Annotated in this window: 14 protein-coding genes; all 14 read left to right on the top strand. The window is 72.2% G+C overall.

All coding sequences use genetic code 11. From position 1 onward, the window contains the following. Window positions 1-176: 176 nt before the first annotated feature. The 14 genes from ACFWPQ_RS50995 to ACFWPQ_RS50930 all read left to right on the top strand — a co-directional run bounded on the left by ACFWPQ_RS50995 (window position 177) and on the right by ACFWPQ_RS50930 (window position 15832). The gene (locus tag ACFWPQ_RS50995; RefSeq protein ID WP_384051889.1) at window positions 177-587 is read left to right on the top strand and encodes a nitroreductase family deazaflavin-dependent oxidoreductase; all 411 of its coding nucleotides are present in this window, start codon (window positions 177-179) and stop codon (window positions 585-587) included. Further along, window positions 584-1174 carry an NADPH-dependent FMN reductase gene (locus tag ACFWPQ_RS50990; protein ID WP_384051887.1) on the top strand — a complete coding sequence of 197 codons (591 nt, stop codon included), beginning with the start codon at window positions 584-586 and terminating at the stop codon, window positions 1172-1174. Before ACFWPQ_RS50995 ends, ACFWPQ_RS50990 begins: the two co-directional genes overlap by 4 nt. A 238-nt stretch (window positions 1175-1412) precedes the next feature. Next, the gene (locus ACFWPQ_RS50985) at window positions 1413-2717 is read left to right on the top strand and encodes a cation:proton antiporter (RefSeq protein WP_384051885.1); all 1305 of its coding nucleotides are present in this window, start codon (window positions 1413-1415) and stop codon (window positions 2715-2717) included. A gap of 151 nt (window positions 2718-2868) precedes the next feature. Next, entirely contained in the window at window positions 2869-3540 is a 672-nt protein-coding gene (locus ACFWPQ_RS50980) for a hemerythrin domain-containing protein (protein ID WP_384051883.1), read from the top strand. A 67-nt stretch (window positions 3541-3607) separates the two neighbouring features. Next, window positions 3608-5077 (top strand): MFS transporter, encoded by a 1470-nt coding sequence (locus ACFWPQ_RS50975; protein ID WP_384051881.1) that lies wholly within the window; start codon window positions 3608-3610, stop codon window positions 5075-5077. Window positions 5078-5232: 155 nt separating this feature from the next. Beyond that, on the top strand, window positions 5233-6153 hold the full coding sequence (locus ACFWPQ_RS50970; RefSeq protein WP_384051891.1) for a MarR family winged helix-turn-helix transcriptional regulator: 921 nt from the start codon (window positions 5233-5235) through the stop codon (window positions 6151-6153). A gap of 160 nt (window positions 6154-6313) precedes the next feature. Continuing rightward, a complete protein-coding gene (locus tag ACFWPQ_RS50965) occupies window positions 6314-8029 on the top strand; it encodes an NAD(P)/FAD-dependent oxidoreductase (protein WP_384051879.1) in 1716 nt (571 codons plus the stop codon). A 38-nt stretch (window positions 8030-8067) separates the two neighbouring features. Further along, a complete protein-coding gene (locus ACFWPQ_RS50960; RefSeq protein WP_384051877.1) occupies window positions 8068-8634 on the top strand; it encodes a flavin reductase family protein in 567 nt (188 codons plus the stop codon). A gap of 1 nt (window position 8635) precedes the next feature. Continuing rightward, on the top strand, window positions 8636-10402 hold the full coding sequence (locus ACFWPQ_RS50955) for a biotin carboxylase N-terminal domain-containing protein (protein ID WP_384051875.1): 1767 nt from the start codon (window positions 8636-8638) through the stop codon (window positions 10400-10402). A 27-nt stretch (window positions 10403-10429) separates the two neighbouring features. Beyond that, window positions 10430-11386 carry a hypothetical protein gene (locus ACFWPQ_RS50950; protein ID WP_384051873.1) on the top strand — a complete coding sequence of 319 codons (957 nt, stop codon included), beginning with the start codon at window positions 10430-10432 and terminating at the stop codon, window positions 11384-11386. Between the two features lie 62 nt (window positions 11387-11448). Next, window positions 11449-12915 (top strand): FAD-dependent monooxygenase, encoded by a 1467-nt coding sequence (locus ACFWPQ_RS50945; protein WP_384051871.1) that lies wholly within the window; start codon window positions 11449-11451, stop codon window positions 12913-12915. A gap of 111 nt (window positions 12916-13026) precedes the next feature. Continuing rightward, entirely contained in the window at window positions 13027-13356 is a 330-nt protein-coding gene (locus ACFWPQ_RS50940; protein ID WP_384051869.1) for a TcmI family type II polyketide cyclase, read from the top strand. Beyond that, window positions 13353-14627 (top strand): beta-ketoacyl-[acyl-carrier-protein] synthase family protein, encoded by a 1275-nt coding sequence (locus ACFWPQ_RS50935; RefSeq protein WP_384051867.1) that lies wholly within the window; start codon window positions 13353-13355, stop codon window positions 14625-14627. The genes ACFWPQ_RS50940 and ACFWPQ_RS50935 overlap by 4 nt, the downstream gene beginning before the upstream one ends. Beyond that, a complete protein-coding gene (locus ACFWPQ_RS50930; protein ID WP_384051865.1) occupies window positions 14624-15832 on the top strand; it encodes a ketosynthase chain-length factor in 1209 nt (402 codons plus the stop codon). Before ACFWPQ_RS50935 ends, ACFWPQ_RS50930 begins: the two co-directional genes overlap by 4 nt. Window positions 15833-16019: the final 187 nt, after the last annotated feature.

Here is a 16019-nt window from a genome sequence, read left to right as displayed (position 1 = left end):
GGGGCGCGCCGGGGGGGCCCCCCCCGCCCCCGGGGCGCGGGGGGGGGCGCCGCCCGCGCCCCCGCCCCCCCCGGGGCGGCGGGGGGGGGCCGGCCCCCCGGGGCCGGGGGGGGCCCCCCCCCCCCCACGGCCATGGAATGGAATCGAAGTGCCCTACGGAGCAAGGGACGTGAGACATGCCGATCGACAGGAAAGTCGCCCGCTTCAACAGGCGGTTCGCCAACCATCTCGTCGGGCCGCTGTTCAGCCGGCTGCCCGGCTTCGGGAAGGTCCACCACCGCGGCCGCAAGTCGGGGCGCGAGTTCGCCACGCCCGTCAAGCTGTTCCGGCGCGGCGCGGACATCGTCATCACGCTGCCGTACGGGCCCGGCTCCGACTGGGTCAAGAACGTGCTGGCGGCGGGCGGTTGCGAGATCACCACGCGCGGCCGCCGGATCCGGGTCACCGGGCCGGTGGTCTTCACCGACGACGGTACGACGAAGATGCCCGCCCTGACCCGCCGGATCCTCTCCCGGGTCGAGGCCACCGAGTTCCTCGCACTGACGCCGGTCGAGGCACCGGCGCGGGTGCGGGCGGCCCGGCCGTGACCGCCGCCGGCCCGGTCACCCGGCCCGTCCGGGTGGCGCTGCTGGTCGGCTCCGCCCGGGACGGGCGGCTCGCGCCGGACGTCGCGGGCTGGTTCGCGCGGGTCGCCGCCCGCCGCGACGACCTGGTCCTCGACGTCGTCGACGTGGCCGAGCACCTGCTGCCGGCGAGCCTCGACGAGGCCGACCCGCGGGCGGCGGCGCTGCGGCCCCGGCTGGGCGGGGCGGAGGCGTACGTGGTCGTCGTACCGGAGTACAACCGCAGCGTCCCGGGGCCGCTGAAGACCCTCATCGACAGCTTCCAGACCGAGTGGGAGGCCAAGCCGGTCGGGTTCGTCGGCTACGGCCTCGGCATGGCCGGCGGGGTGCGCGCGATCGAGCATCTGCGGCAGATCTTCGCCGAGTTCCACTGCGTGGGGATGAAGGACGTCGTGACGTTCCCGCGGGTGCTGGAGCACTACGACGCCGACGGCACGTTTCCGGCGGAGCCGGAGGGGGCCGAGGCCGCGGCCAAGCTGATGCTGGACCAGCTCACATGGTGGGCGACCGCGCTCCGCGAGGCCAAGGCGACGCGTCCCTACGGGACTTGAAGACGCCGCCCAGTACAGCGCCCCGAAAGGGGCGCGGGGCTGTGTTCAATGTGCGGCTACCGCCGCGTGGGCGCGACCAGCCACGACGGCGCCGCAGCCGCCCGACGACCGCACCCGGCACGGCGATGCGCAGGAAGTGCCGCGATCCGTGGTGGAGCGTCCGCAGGTCCGATGCGGCTGATCGCGCAGTTCCCCGCGCCCCCAAAAAAAACCTGACCTCTCTTCACAGGAGAACGCGATGGCTGCCGCCGCCCCGGATCCGCTCACCCCTCTGCTCGTCGCCGTGCCCGTGGTGATCCTCGCCTGCCGGGCCGGTGCCCAGTTGCTCAAGCGGCTCGGGCAACCCCCTGTCGTCGGCGAGATCCTCGTCGGCATCCTGTTCGGCCCGTCCCTGCTGGGCTGGCTCTGGCCCGGTGCCCAGACATGGCTGTTCCCGCAGTCGGCGCTGCCCTACATCGGCGTGCTCGGGAACATCGGCCTGCTCGTGTTCATGTTCCTCGTCGGACTCGAACTCGACCTCAAGTCCCTGCGCGGCAACAGCAGAACGGCCGTCGCCGTGTCCCAGGCCGGGATCGCGCTGCCGCTGCTGCTGGGCACGCTGCTGGCCCTCGGCATGTACGGCGACTTCGCGCCGCCCGGCACCGGGAGGCTGCCGTTCGTGCTGTTCATCGCGGTGTCGATGAGCATCACCGCGTTCCCCGTGCTGGCCCGCATCCTGACCGACCGGGGCCTGTACCGGACCCGGGTGGGCGCGCTCGCCATGGCCAGCGCGGCCGTGGACGACGTCAGCGCCTGGTGCCTGCTGGCCGCGGTGGTGGCGGTGACGAAGAGCAACTCGCCCCTGGAGGCCCTGACCACGGCCGGGTACGCGCTCGTCTTCACCGCCGTGATGTTCCTCGTCGTACGGCCGCTGCTGGCCCGGTGGGCCGCGCGGGCGGAACGCCGGTACGCCGACGGGGTCGTGCTGGTCGTGCTGTTCAGCGGACTGAGCCTGGCCGCCTACGCCACCGACCGGATCGGGGTGCACGCGCTGTTCGGCGCGTTCCTGTTCGGCGTGGTCACCCCGCGCGGCAGCCGGCGGATCGAGGCCACCGCGGCCCGGATGCGGGCCTTCGCCGTGCCCACGCTGCTGCCGCTGTTCTTCGTCGGCACCGGGCTGAAGACCGATGTGGGGCTGCTGGGCGGCAGCGGTACCCAGTGGCTGTGGGCGGGTGCCGTGCTCGCCGTCGCCGTGGCCGGCAAGTGGGGCGGCGGCACGCTCGCGGCCCGGCTCTCCGGCCGGGACTGGCGGGACTCCATGTCCTTGGGTGCGCTGATGAACTGCCGTGGCCTGACCGAGCTGATCGTGCTCAACATCGGCCTGGGGCTGGGTGTCATCGGGCCCGAGCTGTTCACCGTCCTCGTGCTGATGGCGCTGCTCACCACGGCCATGACCAGCCCCGCGCTGACCCGGATCCGCAAGGGGATCGACGAGGACCTCGGACGGGAACCGGCCGGAACCGGCCAAGGCGAACCCGCCCTGGAGATCGCGAGAACCCGCTGACCTGCGCCTTCGGGCGCGGCAGCGGCGTCAGCCCACGACCGGCGAATAGTTCCGGCCCTGATGGTTGGAAGACTGCTAGTTGGAAGCTTGATAGATAAGTAGGTTGACGATACTCTCGCAGTACGACGACGAAGCAGTGAGGGAGAGAACGATGAGCCAGGACTTCAAGAACCTCGACATGACGATGATGTTCGCGATCCACGACGCGCTCCGCCGCGAGCTGGAGCGGATCGCCCGGATCACCGCACGGGTCGACGAGGACCCCCGGCACGTACTGAGCACCGCGGTCGGCTGGGAGCTCTTCAAGAAGTTCCTGACCATCCACCACACCTCCGAGGACGTGCGGATCTGGCCGGTCATGGAGGCGGCGCTGGCCGGCCGGGACTCCGAACTGGCGCTGCTCGCCGACATGGAGGCCGAGCACGGCGTCATCGACCCGCTGCTCGCCGACATCGACGCGGCCCTGGCCGACCGGGACTCCGGCCTGGAGCGCCTGACCGGCCTGACCGACACCCTCTACACCAAGCTCGGCGGCCACCTCGACCACGAGGAGCGGGACGCCCTGCAGCTGATGGACATCACGCTCTCCCAGGAGCAGTGGGCGACCTTCGCCGGCGAGCAGCGCACCCGGGTCGGCGACGACTCCGCCCGCTACCTGCCCTGGCTGCTCGACGACATCGACGCCGTGAAGGCCGCCAAGCTCCTCGGCAACATGCCCGAACCGCTGCGCAACGCCTACGAGAACGACTGGCGCAAGGCCTACGAGGACCTCGACATCTGGACCCCCAAGGCCGCCTCCGCCTCCACCTTCACCAGCCGCTGACCGGATCCCGAGGGGTTCCGCTCCGCTCGACACCCCCCCAACCCTGAGACAGACACGGAGACATCCCATGTCGCTGCAAGACCGCACTCAGGCCGTCCCCAAGGCCGCGGCCCCGCCGCAGCAGGACGGCAAACTCGGACTGGCGTTACTCGTGATCGCCGCGGCCCAGCTCATGCTCGTCCTCGACAACACGATCGTCGCCGTCGCCCTGCCCAGCATGCAGAGCGCCCTCGGGCTCAGCGAGTCCGGCCTCGGCTGGATCGTCACCGCCTACGCCCTGGCCTTCGGCGGTCTGCTGCTGGCCGGCGGCCGCGCCGGTGACCTCTTCGGCCGCCGCCGGGTCTTCCGCACCGGACTGGTCCTGTTCACCGCCGCCTCGCTGCTCGGCGGCCTCGCCCAGAGCGGCGAACTGCTCATCGCCGCCCGCGTGATCCAGGGTGCGGGCGCCGCCATCGCCGCCCCCACCGCGCTGTCCCTGCTGGCCACCACCTTCCCGGCAGGACCCGCCCGCAACAAGGCGCTCGGCGTCTACGGCGCGATGGGCGGCCTCGGCTCGGTCGTCGGCCTGCTGCTCGGCGGCGCGCTCACCGAGTACCTGAGCTGGCGCTGGGTGATGTTCGTGAACATCCCGATCGCCCTGGCCGTCCTGTTCGGCACCGGCGTCCTCGTCGAGGGCGAGCGCGAGCGCGGCAAGGTCGACGTCCCCGGCGCGCTCACCGCCACCCTGGGCTTCGGCTCGCTCGTCTACGCCATCAACCGCGCCGGCGACAAGGGCTTCGGTGACAGCGTCACCCTGATCGGCCTGGGCGCCGCGCTCGTCCTGATCCTCGCCTTCGTCCTCATCCAGCGCGCCAGCAGGGCGCCGATGATCCCGAGCGGGGTGCTCGCCGACAGGAGCCGCGTCGGCGCCAACCTGATCATGTTCCTGGTCGGCGCGGGCATGCTCGCCACCTTCTACTTCCTGACCCTCTACATGCAGCTCGTCAAGGGCTACGCCCCGATGGTCACCGGCGTCGCCTACCTGCCCTTCGCACTCGGCATGGGCATCGCGGCCGGCGGCCTCGGCCCGCAGCTGCTCGCCAAGCTGCCCGAGCGCAACGTGATCGCCCTCGGTCTGCTGATCGGCACCGTCGGCATGGTCTGGTTCAGCCTCATCGAGCCCGGCCAGACCCCGTGGGCCGCGCTGCTGCCGGCCCAGCTGGTCGTCGGTCTCGGCCTCGGCATGGTCTTCGTGGCCGTCACCATCGTCAGCGTCCGCGGGGTCGCCCCGCAGGCCACCGGCGCCGCCTCCGGCCTGGTCAACACCGCCCAGCAGATCGGCGGCGCCATCGGCCTGGCCGCCCTCGCCGCGGCGGCCACCGCCATCACCGACCACGAGCTGCCGGGCAGCGTCCCGCACGCCCTCACCACCGGCTACTCGTACGGGTTCCTGCTCGGCGGCGCCTTCTACGTGCTGGCCCTGGTCGTGGCCCTGGCCACCCTCCCGGGCACCCGCCCCCAGCAGCAGGACGCCGAGCACCCGCCCGTCGCCCTGTGACCGACCCCGGCGGCCCCGCCCTGCCCACTCCGGGCGGGGTCGCCGGTTCCCCGGTGCCGGGGCCGTGCCGGTGCCGGTGCCGGTCGGAGGGCCGTCGATATACTCGGGCAGGAGGTGCTGTCTTGCGGTACGAGAGCGACGACGATCGCGGCCCGGTGACCCGGACCGAGCAGACCGCGGAGGTCCCCGGTGTCCTCCCGGACGCGCTCACGGACTTCATCGGCTACCTCCTGCGCCGCGTCCACGCGCAGTTCTCCGCCACCGACGACGGCGGCGACAGCGACCCCCGTGACTTCCTGGTCCTCGACGCGCTCACCGGCCGTGACTGGGAGTCCCAGCTCGACCTCGCGGAGCGGCTCGGCATCAACCGCACCATCATGGTCGGCGTCATCGACCGCCTTGAGGCCCGCGACGAGGTCCGGCGCACCCGTAACCCCGACAACCGGCGCCAGTACGTGCTCTCCCTGACCGACGGGGGACGCGAGGCCGTGGAGGCCAGCCGGCGGGCGGTCGCCGAGCGGGACGCCCGGCTCACCGCCGTACTGACGGACGAGGAGACCGCCCGGCTCGACGAGCTGCTCGGCCGGCTGCTGCCCGAGTCGGCGCAGCCGCTGGTGCAGGGCACCGAGTACCTGGTCGCCCAGGCCCACCACCGGCTGCGCAAGCACGGCGACGACAAGCTGGCCGGCACCGGTCTGCGGGTGCGTCACTACGGCCCGCTGTCCGCCCTCGACGTCCTCGGACCCATCTCCCAGCAGCGGCTCGCCGAACTCCTCGCCATCACCGGTCCCGCCGCCTCCCAGCTCGTCGACGAACTCGTCAAGCTGGGCCTGGTGCGCCGGGGGCGCGACCCGCACGACCGGCGCCGGTACGCCCTCGAGGTGACCGACCTCGGCCGTGAGCGGCTCGGTGTCGTGGCCCGGGCCGTCGCGGGGCTCGCCGCGGACGTCTCCGCCATGCTCGGCCCCGGCGGCGAGGACGAGCTGCGGGAACTGCTGCTGAAACTCCTCGCCCCGACGCATTCCGGCCCGGCATTCGCCGAGAACACCAAGTCATCCGTTCCCGCCGGGGGTTGACCCTCTGGCCAAAGGATGTCACGCTTAATTCAGCGGATATCCCGCGCCCTTTTCCAGGCTCTTCGCACCGCCCTTCCGATTTCCTTCAGGAAGGGCCGCGAGGGGCCTTTTTTCATGCTGATTTCCCGTTGCGCACCGCCCCTCGACGAAGGAGACAGTCATGGTCGCCAAGAAGACCGACGGCGCGCCGGAACCGGCGCGCACACCCGAGGACATGACCTTCGACGTCATCATCCTCGGCTCGGGCCTCGCCGGCTCCGTCACCGGTGCCGTCCTGGCCAAGCACGGCGCCAAGGTGCTGCTGGTAGACGCCGCCGCGCACCCGCGCTTCGCCATCGGCGAGTCCATGACCCCGCAGCTCGTGGAATGGATCCACATCCTCTCCGAGCGCCACGACATCCCCGAGCTGAAAAGCCTGGCCAGCGTCGAGGCCTCCACCCGTGACATCGGCCCGACCTTCGGCACGAAGGCACACTTCGGATTCATGAAGCACGAGGTCGGAAAAGAGCCCGACCCGCGCGAGGCCACCCAGCTCGCCCTGCCGAAGATATTCCACCAGAACAGCCACATGTTCCGGCAGGACAGTGACTCCTTCATGTTCCACGTGGCCATCAAATACGGCTGCACCCCCCGGCAGAACTGGCGGGCCAACGAGGTCGAGTTCGACGACGACGGCGTCACCGTCCTCGGCCGCAGCGCCGCCCCCGGCGCCGAGCCCGAGCTGTACCGGGCCAAGTACCTGGTGGACGCCTCCGGGTTCCGCTCCCCGCTCGCCGACAAGTTCGACCTGCGCGACAAGCCCACCGCCCGCTTCAAGCACCACTCCCGCTCGATGTTCACGCACTACGTCGGCATCAAGCGGTTCGACGACGTCAGCGGCCACCCCCAGGACCTGCGCCCGCCGGCCGACTGGCACACCGGCACCATGCACCACCTCATCGAGCGCGGCTGGTTCTGGATCATCCCCTTCGACAACCACCCCAAGTCCCGCAACCCGCTGTGCAGCGTCGGCCTGACGATGGACGAGCGCACCTACCCGAAGCCCAAGGACCTCACCCCGGAGCAGGAGTTCCAGTCCTTCCTCGACAAGTACCCGGCGGTGAAGCGGCAGTTCGACGGCGCCACCCGGGTCCGCGAGTGGATCTCCACCGACCGGCTGCAGTACAGCTCGAAGCAGACCATCGGCGACCGCTGGTGCCTGATGTCGCACGCGGCCGGCTTCCTCGACCCGCTGTTCTCCCGCGGCCTGTCCAACACCATGGAGGTCGTCGACGCGCTCACCTCCCGGCTGATCCCCGCCCTGAAGGACGGCGACTTCTCCGCGGAGCGCTTCGCGTACGTCGAGCGCGTCGAGCAGGGCCTGCTCCAGTACAACGACGACCTGGTCAACAGCTCCTTCATCGCGTTCTCCCACTTCCGGCTCTGGAACGCGGTCTTCCGGGTCTGGGGCTCCTTCATCACCCCCGGCACCATGCGGCTGACGCGGGCCCGCCTCAAGCACTTCAAGGACCACGACACACGCCACTTCGACGAGCTGGAGAAGGTCGCCCACCCGGGCCTGTGGTGGCCGCAGAGCGACTCCTTCAAGCGGATCCTGGAGAGCACCGCCGAGACCTGCGAGAAGTACGAGGCCGGCGCGCTCACCGGCGACGAGGCCGCCGACATCGTCTTCGGGCTGCTCAAGGAGTCCCCGGTCGTCAACCCGGTCTTCGGCTGGAAGGACGAGGAGCGGCGGTTCATCTACCCGTCCACGCTGACCATGGCCCGCTTCCTGTACTGGGCCTCCGTCGAGGCCCCCGCCGAGATGAACAGCGTCGGCCGCGAGTTCCTGCTCGGCATCCTCAAGGCCGGCGCGAAGGTCCGCAAGCTCCTCTGACCCCTGCCACTGCCAGACAACGCCAGAAAGGCATGCGCATGTCCGCAGCAGCGCGGTCGCTGACCCGCGCCGAAGAAGAGACCCGGCCCGTCGAACCGCTGGATCTGCGCCGCGTGTGCGGCCTGTTCACGACCGGCGTCACGGTCATCACCACCGGCCCCGACGGCGACGCGGACGGCACCACCGTCAACTCGTTCACCTCGGTCTCGCTGGAACCCCCGCTGGTGCTGTTCTGCCTGCACCAGCAGTCCCGGCTGCACACGCTCCTGGAGCAGAGCGGCGGGTTCACCGTGAACTTCCTGTCCGGCCGGCAGCAGCCGCTGGCCCGGCACTTCGCCGGGCGCCGGACCGAGGCCACCGCCTTCGAGGGCGTCCCGCACCACTTCACCGAGGACGGGCTGCCCGTGCTCAGCGAGGCCCTCGCCCACCTGACCTGTACCACGGTCGACGTGCACAGCGCCGGCGACCACGACATCGTCATCGGCGAGGTGGTGGAGCTGGGCGTCCCCGAGCACGGCCTGGAGCCGCTGATCTTCTTCGACGGCTCCCTGGGCCCGCTGGAGACCGGCGCGGACCGCTTCCAGCAGACCCGGCAGGCGTCCTGACATGCGCAGGGTGCTCATCGCCAACCGAGGCGAGATCGCCGTACGCGTGGCCAGAGCCTGCCGGGACGCCGGGATCGCGAGCGTCGCCGTCTACGCGGACCCGGACCGGGACGCCCTGCACGTCCGGGTCGCCGACGCGGCCTTCGCCCTGGGCGGTGACACGCCGGCCACCAGCTACCTGGACATCGGGAAGGTCCTGCGGGCCGCCCGGGAGACCGGGGCGGACGCCGTCCACCCCGGCTACGGGTTCCTGTCCGAGAACGCCGAGTTCGCGCAGGCGGTCCTGGACGCGGGCCTGACCTGGATCGGCCCGCCGCCGCAGGCGATCCGCGACCTGGGCGACAAGGTGGCGGCCCGGCACATCGCCCAGCGGGCGGGCGCGCCCCTGGTGGCCGGCACCCCGGATCCCGTCTCGGGCGCCGACGAGGTCGTGGCGTTCGCCGAGGAGCACGGTCTCCCGATCGCCATCAAGGCGGCCTTCGGCGGCGGCGGGCGCGGGCTGAAGGTCGCCCGGACCCTGGAGGAGGTGCCGGAGCTCTATGAGTCGGCGGTGCGTGAGGCGGTGGCCGCCTTCGGCCGCGGCGAGTGCTTCGTGGAGCGCTACCTGGACCGGCCGCGGCACGTCGAGACGCAGTGCCTCGCGGACCGGTACGGCAACGTGGTCGTCGTATCGACCCGTGACTGCTCGTTGCAGCGCCGCCACCAGAAGCTGGTGGAGGAGGCTCCGGCACCGTTCCTGACGCCGGAGCAGACCGCCGAGCTGTACCGGGCGTCCAAGGCCATCCTGCGCGAGGCCGGCTATGTCGGCGCGGGTACCTGCGAGTTCCTCGTCGGGCAGGACGGCACGGTCTCCTTCCTGGAGGTCAACACCCGCCTCCAGGTGGAGCATCCGGTGACCGAGGAGGTCGCCGGCATCGACCTGGTCCGCGAGATGTTCCGGATCGCCGACGGCGCGGAACTCGGCTACGGCGACCCCGAACTGCGCGGCCACTCCTTCGAGTTCCGCATCAACGGTGAGGACCCGGGCCGGGGCTTCCTGCCCGCGCCGGGCACGGTGACGGTCTTCGAGCCGCCGTCGGGACCGGGGGTACGGCTGGACGCCGGCGTGGAGTCGGGCAGCGTGATCGGCCCGGCCTGGGACTCGCTGCTCGCCAAGCTGATCGTCACCGGCCGCACCCGCGCGGAGGCCCTGCAGCGGGCCGCGCGGGCACTCGACGAGTTCCGCGTGGAGGGGATGGCCACGGCGATCCCGTTCCACCGGGCGGTGGTACGGGATCCGGCGTTCGCCCCGGCCGAGGGGCCGTTCACGGTCCACACCCGGTGGATCGAGACCGAGTTCGTCAACGAGATCGAGGCCTTCACGGCGGCCCCGGCCGCCGGTTCCGAGACGGCGGAGGCCGGCCGGGAGACGGTGGTCGTCGAGGTAGGCGGGCACCGGCTGGAGGTCTCGCTGCCGTCCGTGCTGGGCAGGGTCCCGGACCGGACGCTCGTGGGGGCCGCCGCGCCCCGGTCCCGCCGCCGCAACGCCGGCGGTTCGGTGCCCGCCGCCTCCGGGGACACGCTCACCTCTCCGATGCAGGGCACCGTCGTCAAGGTCGCCGTCGCCGAGGGGCAGCCGGTCGAGAAGGGCGACCTGGTCGTCGTACTCGAGGCCATGAAGATGGAGCAGCCGCTCACCGCGCACCGCTCCGGCACCGTGACCGGGATCGCCGCCGAGGTGGGGCAGGCCCTCGCCGCCGGCGCCGCGGTCTGCGACATCAAGGACTGATCAAGGACCGATCGAGGACTGATCGCTGTGGCAGCACTCACCTACACCGACGCCATGAACGACGCCCTGGAACGGCTGCGTTCCGTGGGGTACGAGCACGGGCGCGGCTTCGTCAACCATGCCCCGATGGCCGCCGAGGCCCTGGCCCACATGGGGTACGCCGAGGAGGTGCCCGGCTGGGTGGAGGGCCATCTGCGCAGCCACACCTTCCACGACGTGCCCGAGCGACGGTTCACCATCGACCCGGGCGACGAGGCCGACTGGCGGCAGGCGCTCGGCGCGTTCGGCCGGGTCGCCGACTGGACCGCCCTGTTCGAGCGCGAGCTGGCCGAGGGCGAGTGGACCGACGTCCTGGCCCGCTGGTGGCCCCGGCTGCTGCCCGGCATGTCCGGGGTGCTCACGCACGGGGTGATCCGCACCGCGCACGCGGTCCGCGCGGTGGTGACCGCCGGCCCCGACCACCGCCTGCAACTGGCGGAACTAGCCCAGGGGTTGGGGTACTGGGCGGCCCGGTACTCGGAGGGCGGAGTCGTGGTCCAGGAGGGCGAGGGAGAGGGCGAGGACGAGGGCGACGGCGGTGACGTCGTACGGGCGCTGGACGAGCTCGTCGCCGAGTTCTCCGGGATCTACGCCACGCTCTCCCTCCCGCACCCGATCCCGCTGATCCACTCGGTCACCGGGCCCGCCGCCGTACGGCTGGTGGTGGAGCACCTGCCGCAGGACCAGCGGTGGCCGTCGTACCGGGTGGCGCGGGCCGTCAGCCGCACGATGCTCGACTGGTTCCACGCCGTGCCCCGGCCCGCGGCCCCGCTGCCGGACGCCTCCGACCCGGCCGACCTGTTCGCCGAAGCCGTCCGGATCGGCGACGAGCACGCCATCAAACTCGCCGAAGTCGCCGTACGGCACGAGGCGCTGGCGCCCGACCCGCGGCACGCGGCGGCCGCGCACGTGGCCAACCGGGCGATCGGGCGCCTGTACCGCTGACAGTTCGTCTTCGCCGACGGTCTCCCCGACGGGGCCGTACGGAACCGTTCCCGAGGAGTGTCATGGACGCACAAGTCATCGTCGTGGGCGCCGGGCCGGCCGGCATGATGCTCGCGGGCGAGCTACGGCTCGCGGGCGCCGAGGTCATCGTCCTGGAGAAGCTGCCCGCGCGCACCGGGGAGTCGCGCGGCCTCGGCTTCACCGCCCGCACCATGGAGGTCTTCGACCAGCGCGGACTGCTGCCCCGCTTCGGGGACATCGAGGTCAGCAACGTGGGCCATTTCGGCGGCCTGCCGGTCGACTTCGGTGTCCTCGACGGCGCCCACCAGGCCGCCAAAACGATCCCGCAGTCGGTCACCGAGACCGTCCTGGAGGAGTGGGCCGGCCGGCTCGGCGCGGACATCCGGCGCCGGCACGAGGTGCTGTCCGTCAAGGAGAAGGAGGACAGCGTCGAGGTCGAGGTGCGCGGCCCCGAGGGCGTGCACCGGCTGCGCGCCGAGTACCTCGTGGGCTGCGACGGCGGTCGCTCGACCATCCGCAAGGCGGCCGGGTTCGACTTCCCGGGGACGCCGTCGACGCTGGAGATGTACCTCGCCGACGTGAAGGGCATCGAGCTGGAGCCCCGGATGATCGGGGAGACCCTGCCCGGCGGGATGGTCATGGTCGGTCCGCTGCCCGGCGGCATCACCCGGCTGATCATCTGCGAGCGCGGCACCCCGCCGCAGCGCCGCGCGAAGCCGCCGACCTGGGCGGAGGCCGCGGCGGCCTGGCAGCGGCTGACCGGCGACGACATCTCGCACGCCGAGGCGGTGTGGGTGTCGTCGTTCGGCGACGGCACGAGGCTCGTCACCGAGTACCGGCGGGGGCGGATCCTGCTCGCCGGCGACTCCGCGCACATCCACCTCCCGGCCGGCGGCCAGGGCATGAACACCAGCATCCAGGACGCCGTGAACCTCGGCTGGAAGCTGGGGGCGGTGGTGCGGGGGCGGGCGCCCGAGGCGCTGCTCGACACGTACCACGACGAACGGCACCCGGTCGGGGAGCGGCTGATGATGAACACCCGGGCACAGGGGCTGCTGTTCCTGTCCGGGCCCGAGGTGCAGCCGCTGCGGGATGTCCTGAACGAGCTGATCCGGTATCCGGAGGTCGGCAGGCACCTGGCGGCGATGGTCTCCGGCCTCGAGATCCACTACGACGTCGACGGGGGCGCCGGCGCGCTGCTCGGGCGGCGGCTGCCGAACGTGCCGCTCACCGGGCACAAGCGGGTGGCCTCCAGCACGGAGGCGCTGCGCGGCGGGCGGGGGGTGCTGCTCGACCTCGCCGACAACGAGAGGCTGCGGGAGCGGGCCTGGGCCTGGCGGGACCGGGTGGACGTGGTGACGGCGGTGGCGGAGGTGGCGGCCGACGGTCCGCTGGCCGGTACCACGGCTGTGCTGGTGCGGCCCGACGGGTATGTGGCGTGGGCGGCGCCGGGTAGTCACGCGGATCTGCCGATGGCGCTTGAGCGGTGGTTCGGGCCCGCCCGCTGAGGCCTTGCCGGGCCGTGTCGTCTTGCGGCTGCCCCGCCGTCGTGGCTGGTCGCGCAGTTCCCCGCGCCCCTGAAGGGGCAATTTTGCTGGACTCTCTTGAGGAGTGAACCCATGCACAGCACCCTGATCGTCGCCCGGATGGAACCGGGTAGCAGCCAGGAGGTCGCCCGGCTGTTCGGAGAGTTCGACCGGAGCGAGATGCCGCGCCTCATGGGCACCCGGCGCCGTGAGCTCTTCGCCTACCGCGGGCTGTACTTCCACCTCCAGCACTTCGACACCGACAACGGCGGTGAGCTGATCGAGGAGGCCAAGAGCGACCCGCGGTTCGTGCGGATCAGTGAGGACCTGAAGCCGTTCATCCAGGCGTACGACCCCGCCACCTGGCGGTCTCCCGCCGACGCGGTCGCCACGCGCTTCTACGACTGGGAGGGCCGGGCGTGAACGCCAGGCGAGTGGTCATCACCGGGGTCGGCGTCATCGCCCCCGGCGGTGTCGGCACCAAGAACTTCTGGAACCTGCTCAGCGAGGGCCGCACCGCGACCCGCGGTATCACCTTCTTCGACCCGTCCTCCTTCCGGTCCCGGGTCGCCGCCGAGGTCGACTTCGACCCGGAGGAGCACGGGCTGGGCCCGCAGGAGATACGCCGGATGGACCGGGCGGCGCAACTCGCCGTCGTCAGTGCGCGGGAGGCCCTCGCCGACAGCGGGCTCGACCTGTCCGGCGCCGACCCCTACCGGGTCGGGGTCACCATCGGCAGCGCGGTCGGCGCGACCATGGGGCTCGACCAGGAGTACCGGGTGGTCAGCGACGGCGGCCGGCTCGACCTCGTCGACCACACCTACGCCGTCCCGCACCTCTACAACTACCTGGTGCCCAGCTCGTTCGCGGCCGAGGTCGCCTGGTCGGTGGGCGCGGAGGGCGCGGCCACGGTCGTGTCCACCGGGTGCACGTCGGGGCTCGACTCCGTCGGGCACGCCGTGGAGCTGATCCGGGAGGGCTCGGCCTGCGCGATGATCGCCGGCGCCACCGACGCCCCGATCTCCCCGATCACCCTGGCCTGCTTCGACGCCATCAAGGCCACCACCCCGCGCAACGACGACCCCGAGCACGCCTCCCGCCCCTTCGACGGTACCCGCAACGGGTTCGTGCTGGGGGAGGGGTCGGCCGTCTTCGTCCTGGAGGAGCTGGAGGCCGCGAAGCGGCGGGGCGCGCACATCTACGCCGAGATCGCCGGGTACGCCTCCCGCTGCAACGCCTTCCACATGACCGGACTGCGGCCCGACGGCGCGGAGATGGCCGAGGCCATCACGGTCGCCCTCGACGAGGCACGGCTCGACCCCGAGGCGATCGACTACATCAACGCGCACGGCTCCGGCACCAAGCAGAACGACCGGCACGAGACCGCCGCGTTCAAGAAGAGCCTCGGCGACCACGCCTACCGGACCCCGGTCTCCTCGATCAAGTCGATGGTCGGGCACTCGCTCGGCGCGATCGGCTCCATCGAGATCGCCGCGTCCGTCCTCGCCATGGAGCACAACGTCGTGCCCCCGACGGCCAACCTGCACACCCCCGACCCCGAGTGCGACCTGGACTACGTGCCGCTCACCGCCCGCGAGCACCGCACCGACGCGGTGCTCACCGTGGGCAGCGGGTTCGGCGGCTTCCAGAGCGCGATGGTGCTCGCCCGACCGGACAGGAGCGCGGCCGCATGAGCGCACGGACCGTGGTGACCGGGCTCGGCATCGCCGCGCCCAACGGCCTGGGTACGGCGGACTACTGGGCCGCCGCCCGCGCCGGGAAGAGCGGGATCGGCCGCATCACGCGGTTCGAGCCGTCCGGATACCCGGCGAAACTCGCCGGCGAGGTGCCCGGGTTCAGCGCCGGGGAGCACCTGCCGAGCCGGCTGCTCGCCCAGACCGACCACATGACCCGGCTGGCGCTCGTCGCGACCGACTGGGCGCTGGCCGACGCCGACGTCAGCCCGGCCGACCTGCCCGCCTACGACATGGGCGTCGTCACCGCCAGCTCCTCCGGTGGCTTCGAGTTCGGGCAGGGCGAGCTGCAGAAGCTGTGGAGCCAGGGCAGCCAGTTCGTCTCGGCATACCAGTCGTTCGCCTGGTTCTACGCCGTCAACAGCGGCCAGATCTCCATCCGCAACGGGATGAAGGGCCCGAGCGGGGTCGTCGTCTCCGACCAGGCCGGCGGCCTGGAGGCCCTCGCGCACGCGCGGCGGCAGATCCGGAAGGGGACGCAGCTCATCGTCTCCGGGGCGATCGACGCGTCCATCTGCCCGTGGGGGTGGGTGGCCCAGCTCGCCAGCGACCGGCTCTCCACGTCGGAGGAGCCGGACCGGTCCTACCTGCCGTTCGACTCCGCGGCGGCCGGGCACGTGGCCGGCGAGGGCGGGGCGATCCTGATCCTGGAGGCCGAGGAGACGGCCGTACGGCGGGGCGCCCGGGTGTACGGGGAGATCGCGGGGTACGGCGCGACGTTCGACCCGGCGCCGGGGAGCGGGCGGCCGCCGGGGCTGCGCAAGGCGATCGAGCTGGCCCTCGCGGACGCGGGCGCCGACGCGGCCGACGTCGACGTGGTGTTCGCCGACGCGGCGGCCGTGCCGGAGCTGGACCGGGTGGAGGCCGATGCGCTGAGCGACGTGTTCGGGCCGCACGGGGTGCCGGTGACCGCGCCGAAGACGATGACCGGGCGGCTGTACTCGGGGGCGGCGCCGCTGGACGTGGCGACGGCGTTGCTCGCCGTCCGGGACGGGGTGGTGCCGGCGACGGTGAACGTCTCGCCGGAGGCGGGCTACGACCTCGACCTGGTGGTGGGGGAGCCGCGGCAGACGGAGGTGCGCACGGCGCTGGTGCTGGCCCGCGGGTATGCCGGGTTCAACTCGGCGATGGTCGTGCGGGCGTAGTGCGCCCACGACCGTAGGGGCTTGTGCGGTGGTGCGGCCGCGGCCCGGTGGGGGTTGCTCGCGCAGTTCCCCGCGCCCCTAAAAGACCAAAGACATAGCTGCGGGCAGGCGTGCCGCAGGGCGGCACGGGTGGGCGCTGGGGGTCCCCCCGGCCGAAGGCTGGGGGAGGCACCCGGCCAGCGCCGGT

It is taken from the genome of Streptomyces sp. NPDC058464 (assembly GCF_042721035.1).
GTDB lineage: Bacteria > Actinomycetota > Actinomycetes > Streptomycetales > Streptomycetaceae > Streptomyces.
This window is presented reverse-complemented; position numbering and strand designations above follow the sequence as displayed.

Coding starts and splice junctions, on each gene's coding strand:
- ACFWPQ_RS50975 (WP_384051881.1), top strand. CDS start 3,608: ATGTCGCTGCAAGACCGCACTCAGGCCGTCCCCAAGGCCGCGGCCCCG.
- ACFWPQ_RS50930 (WP_384051865.1), top strand. CDS start 14,624: ATGAGCGCACGGACCGTGGTGACCGGGCTCGGCATCGCCGCGCCCAAC.
- ACFWPQ_RS50955 (WP_384051875.1), top strand. CDS start 8,636: ATGCGCAGGGTGCTCATCGCCAACCGAGGCGAGATCGCCGTACGCGTG.
- ACFWPQ_RS50965 (WP_384051879.1), top strand. CDS start 6,314: ATGGTCGCCAAGAAGACCGACGGCGCGCCGGAACCGGCGCGCACACCC.
- ACFWPQ_RS50995 (WP_384051889.1), top strand. CDS start 177: ATGCCGATCGACAGGAAAGTCGCCCGCTTCAACAGGCGGTTCGCCAAC.
- ACFWPQ_RS50980 (WP_384051883.1), top strand. CDS start 2,869: ATGAGCCAGGACTTCAAGAACCTCGACATGACGATGATGTTCGCGATC.
- ACFWPQ_RS50985 (WP_384051885.1), top strand. CDS start 1,413: ATGGCTGCCGCCGCCCCGGATCCGCTCACCCCTCTGCTCGTCGCCGTG.
- ACFWPQ_RS50940 (WP_384051869.1), top strand. CDS start 13,027: ATGCACAGCACCCTGATCGTCGCCCGGATGGAACCGGGTAGCAGCCAG.
- ACFWPQ_RS50945 (WP_384051871.1), top strand. CDS start 11,449: ATGGACGCACAAGTCATCGTCGTGGGCGCCGGGCCGGCCGGCATGATG.
- ACFWPQ_RS50960 (WP_384051877.1), top strand. CDS start 8,068: ATGTCCGCAGCAGCGCGGTCGCTGACCCGCGCCGAAGAAGAGACCCGG.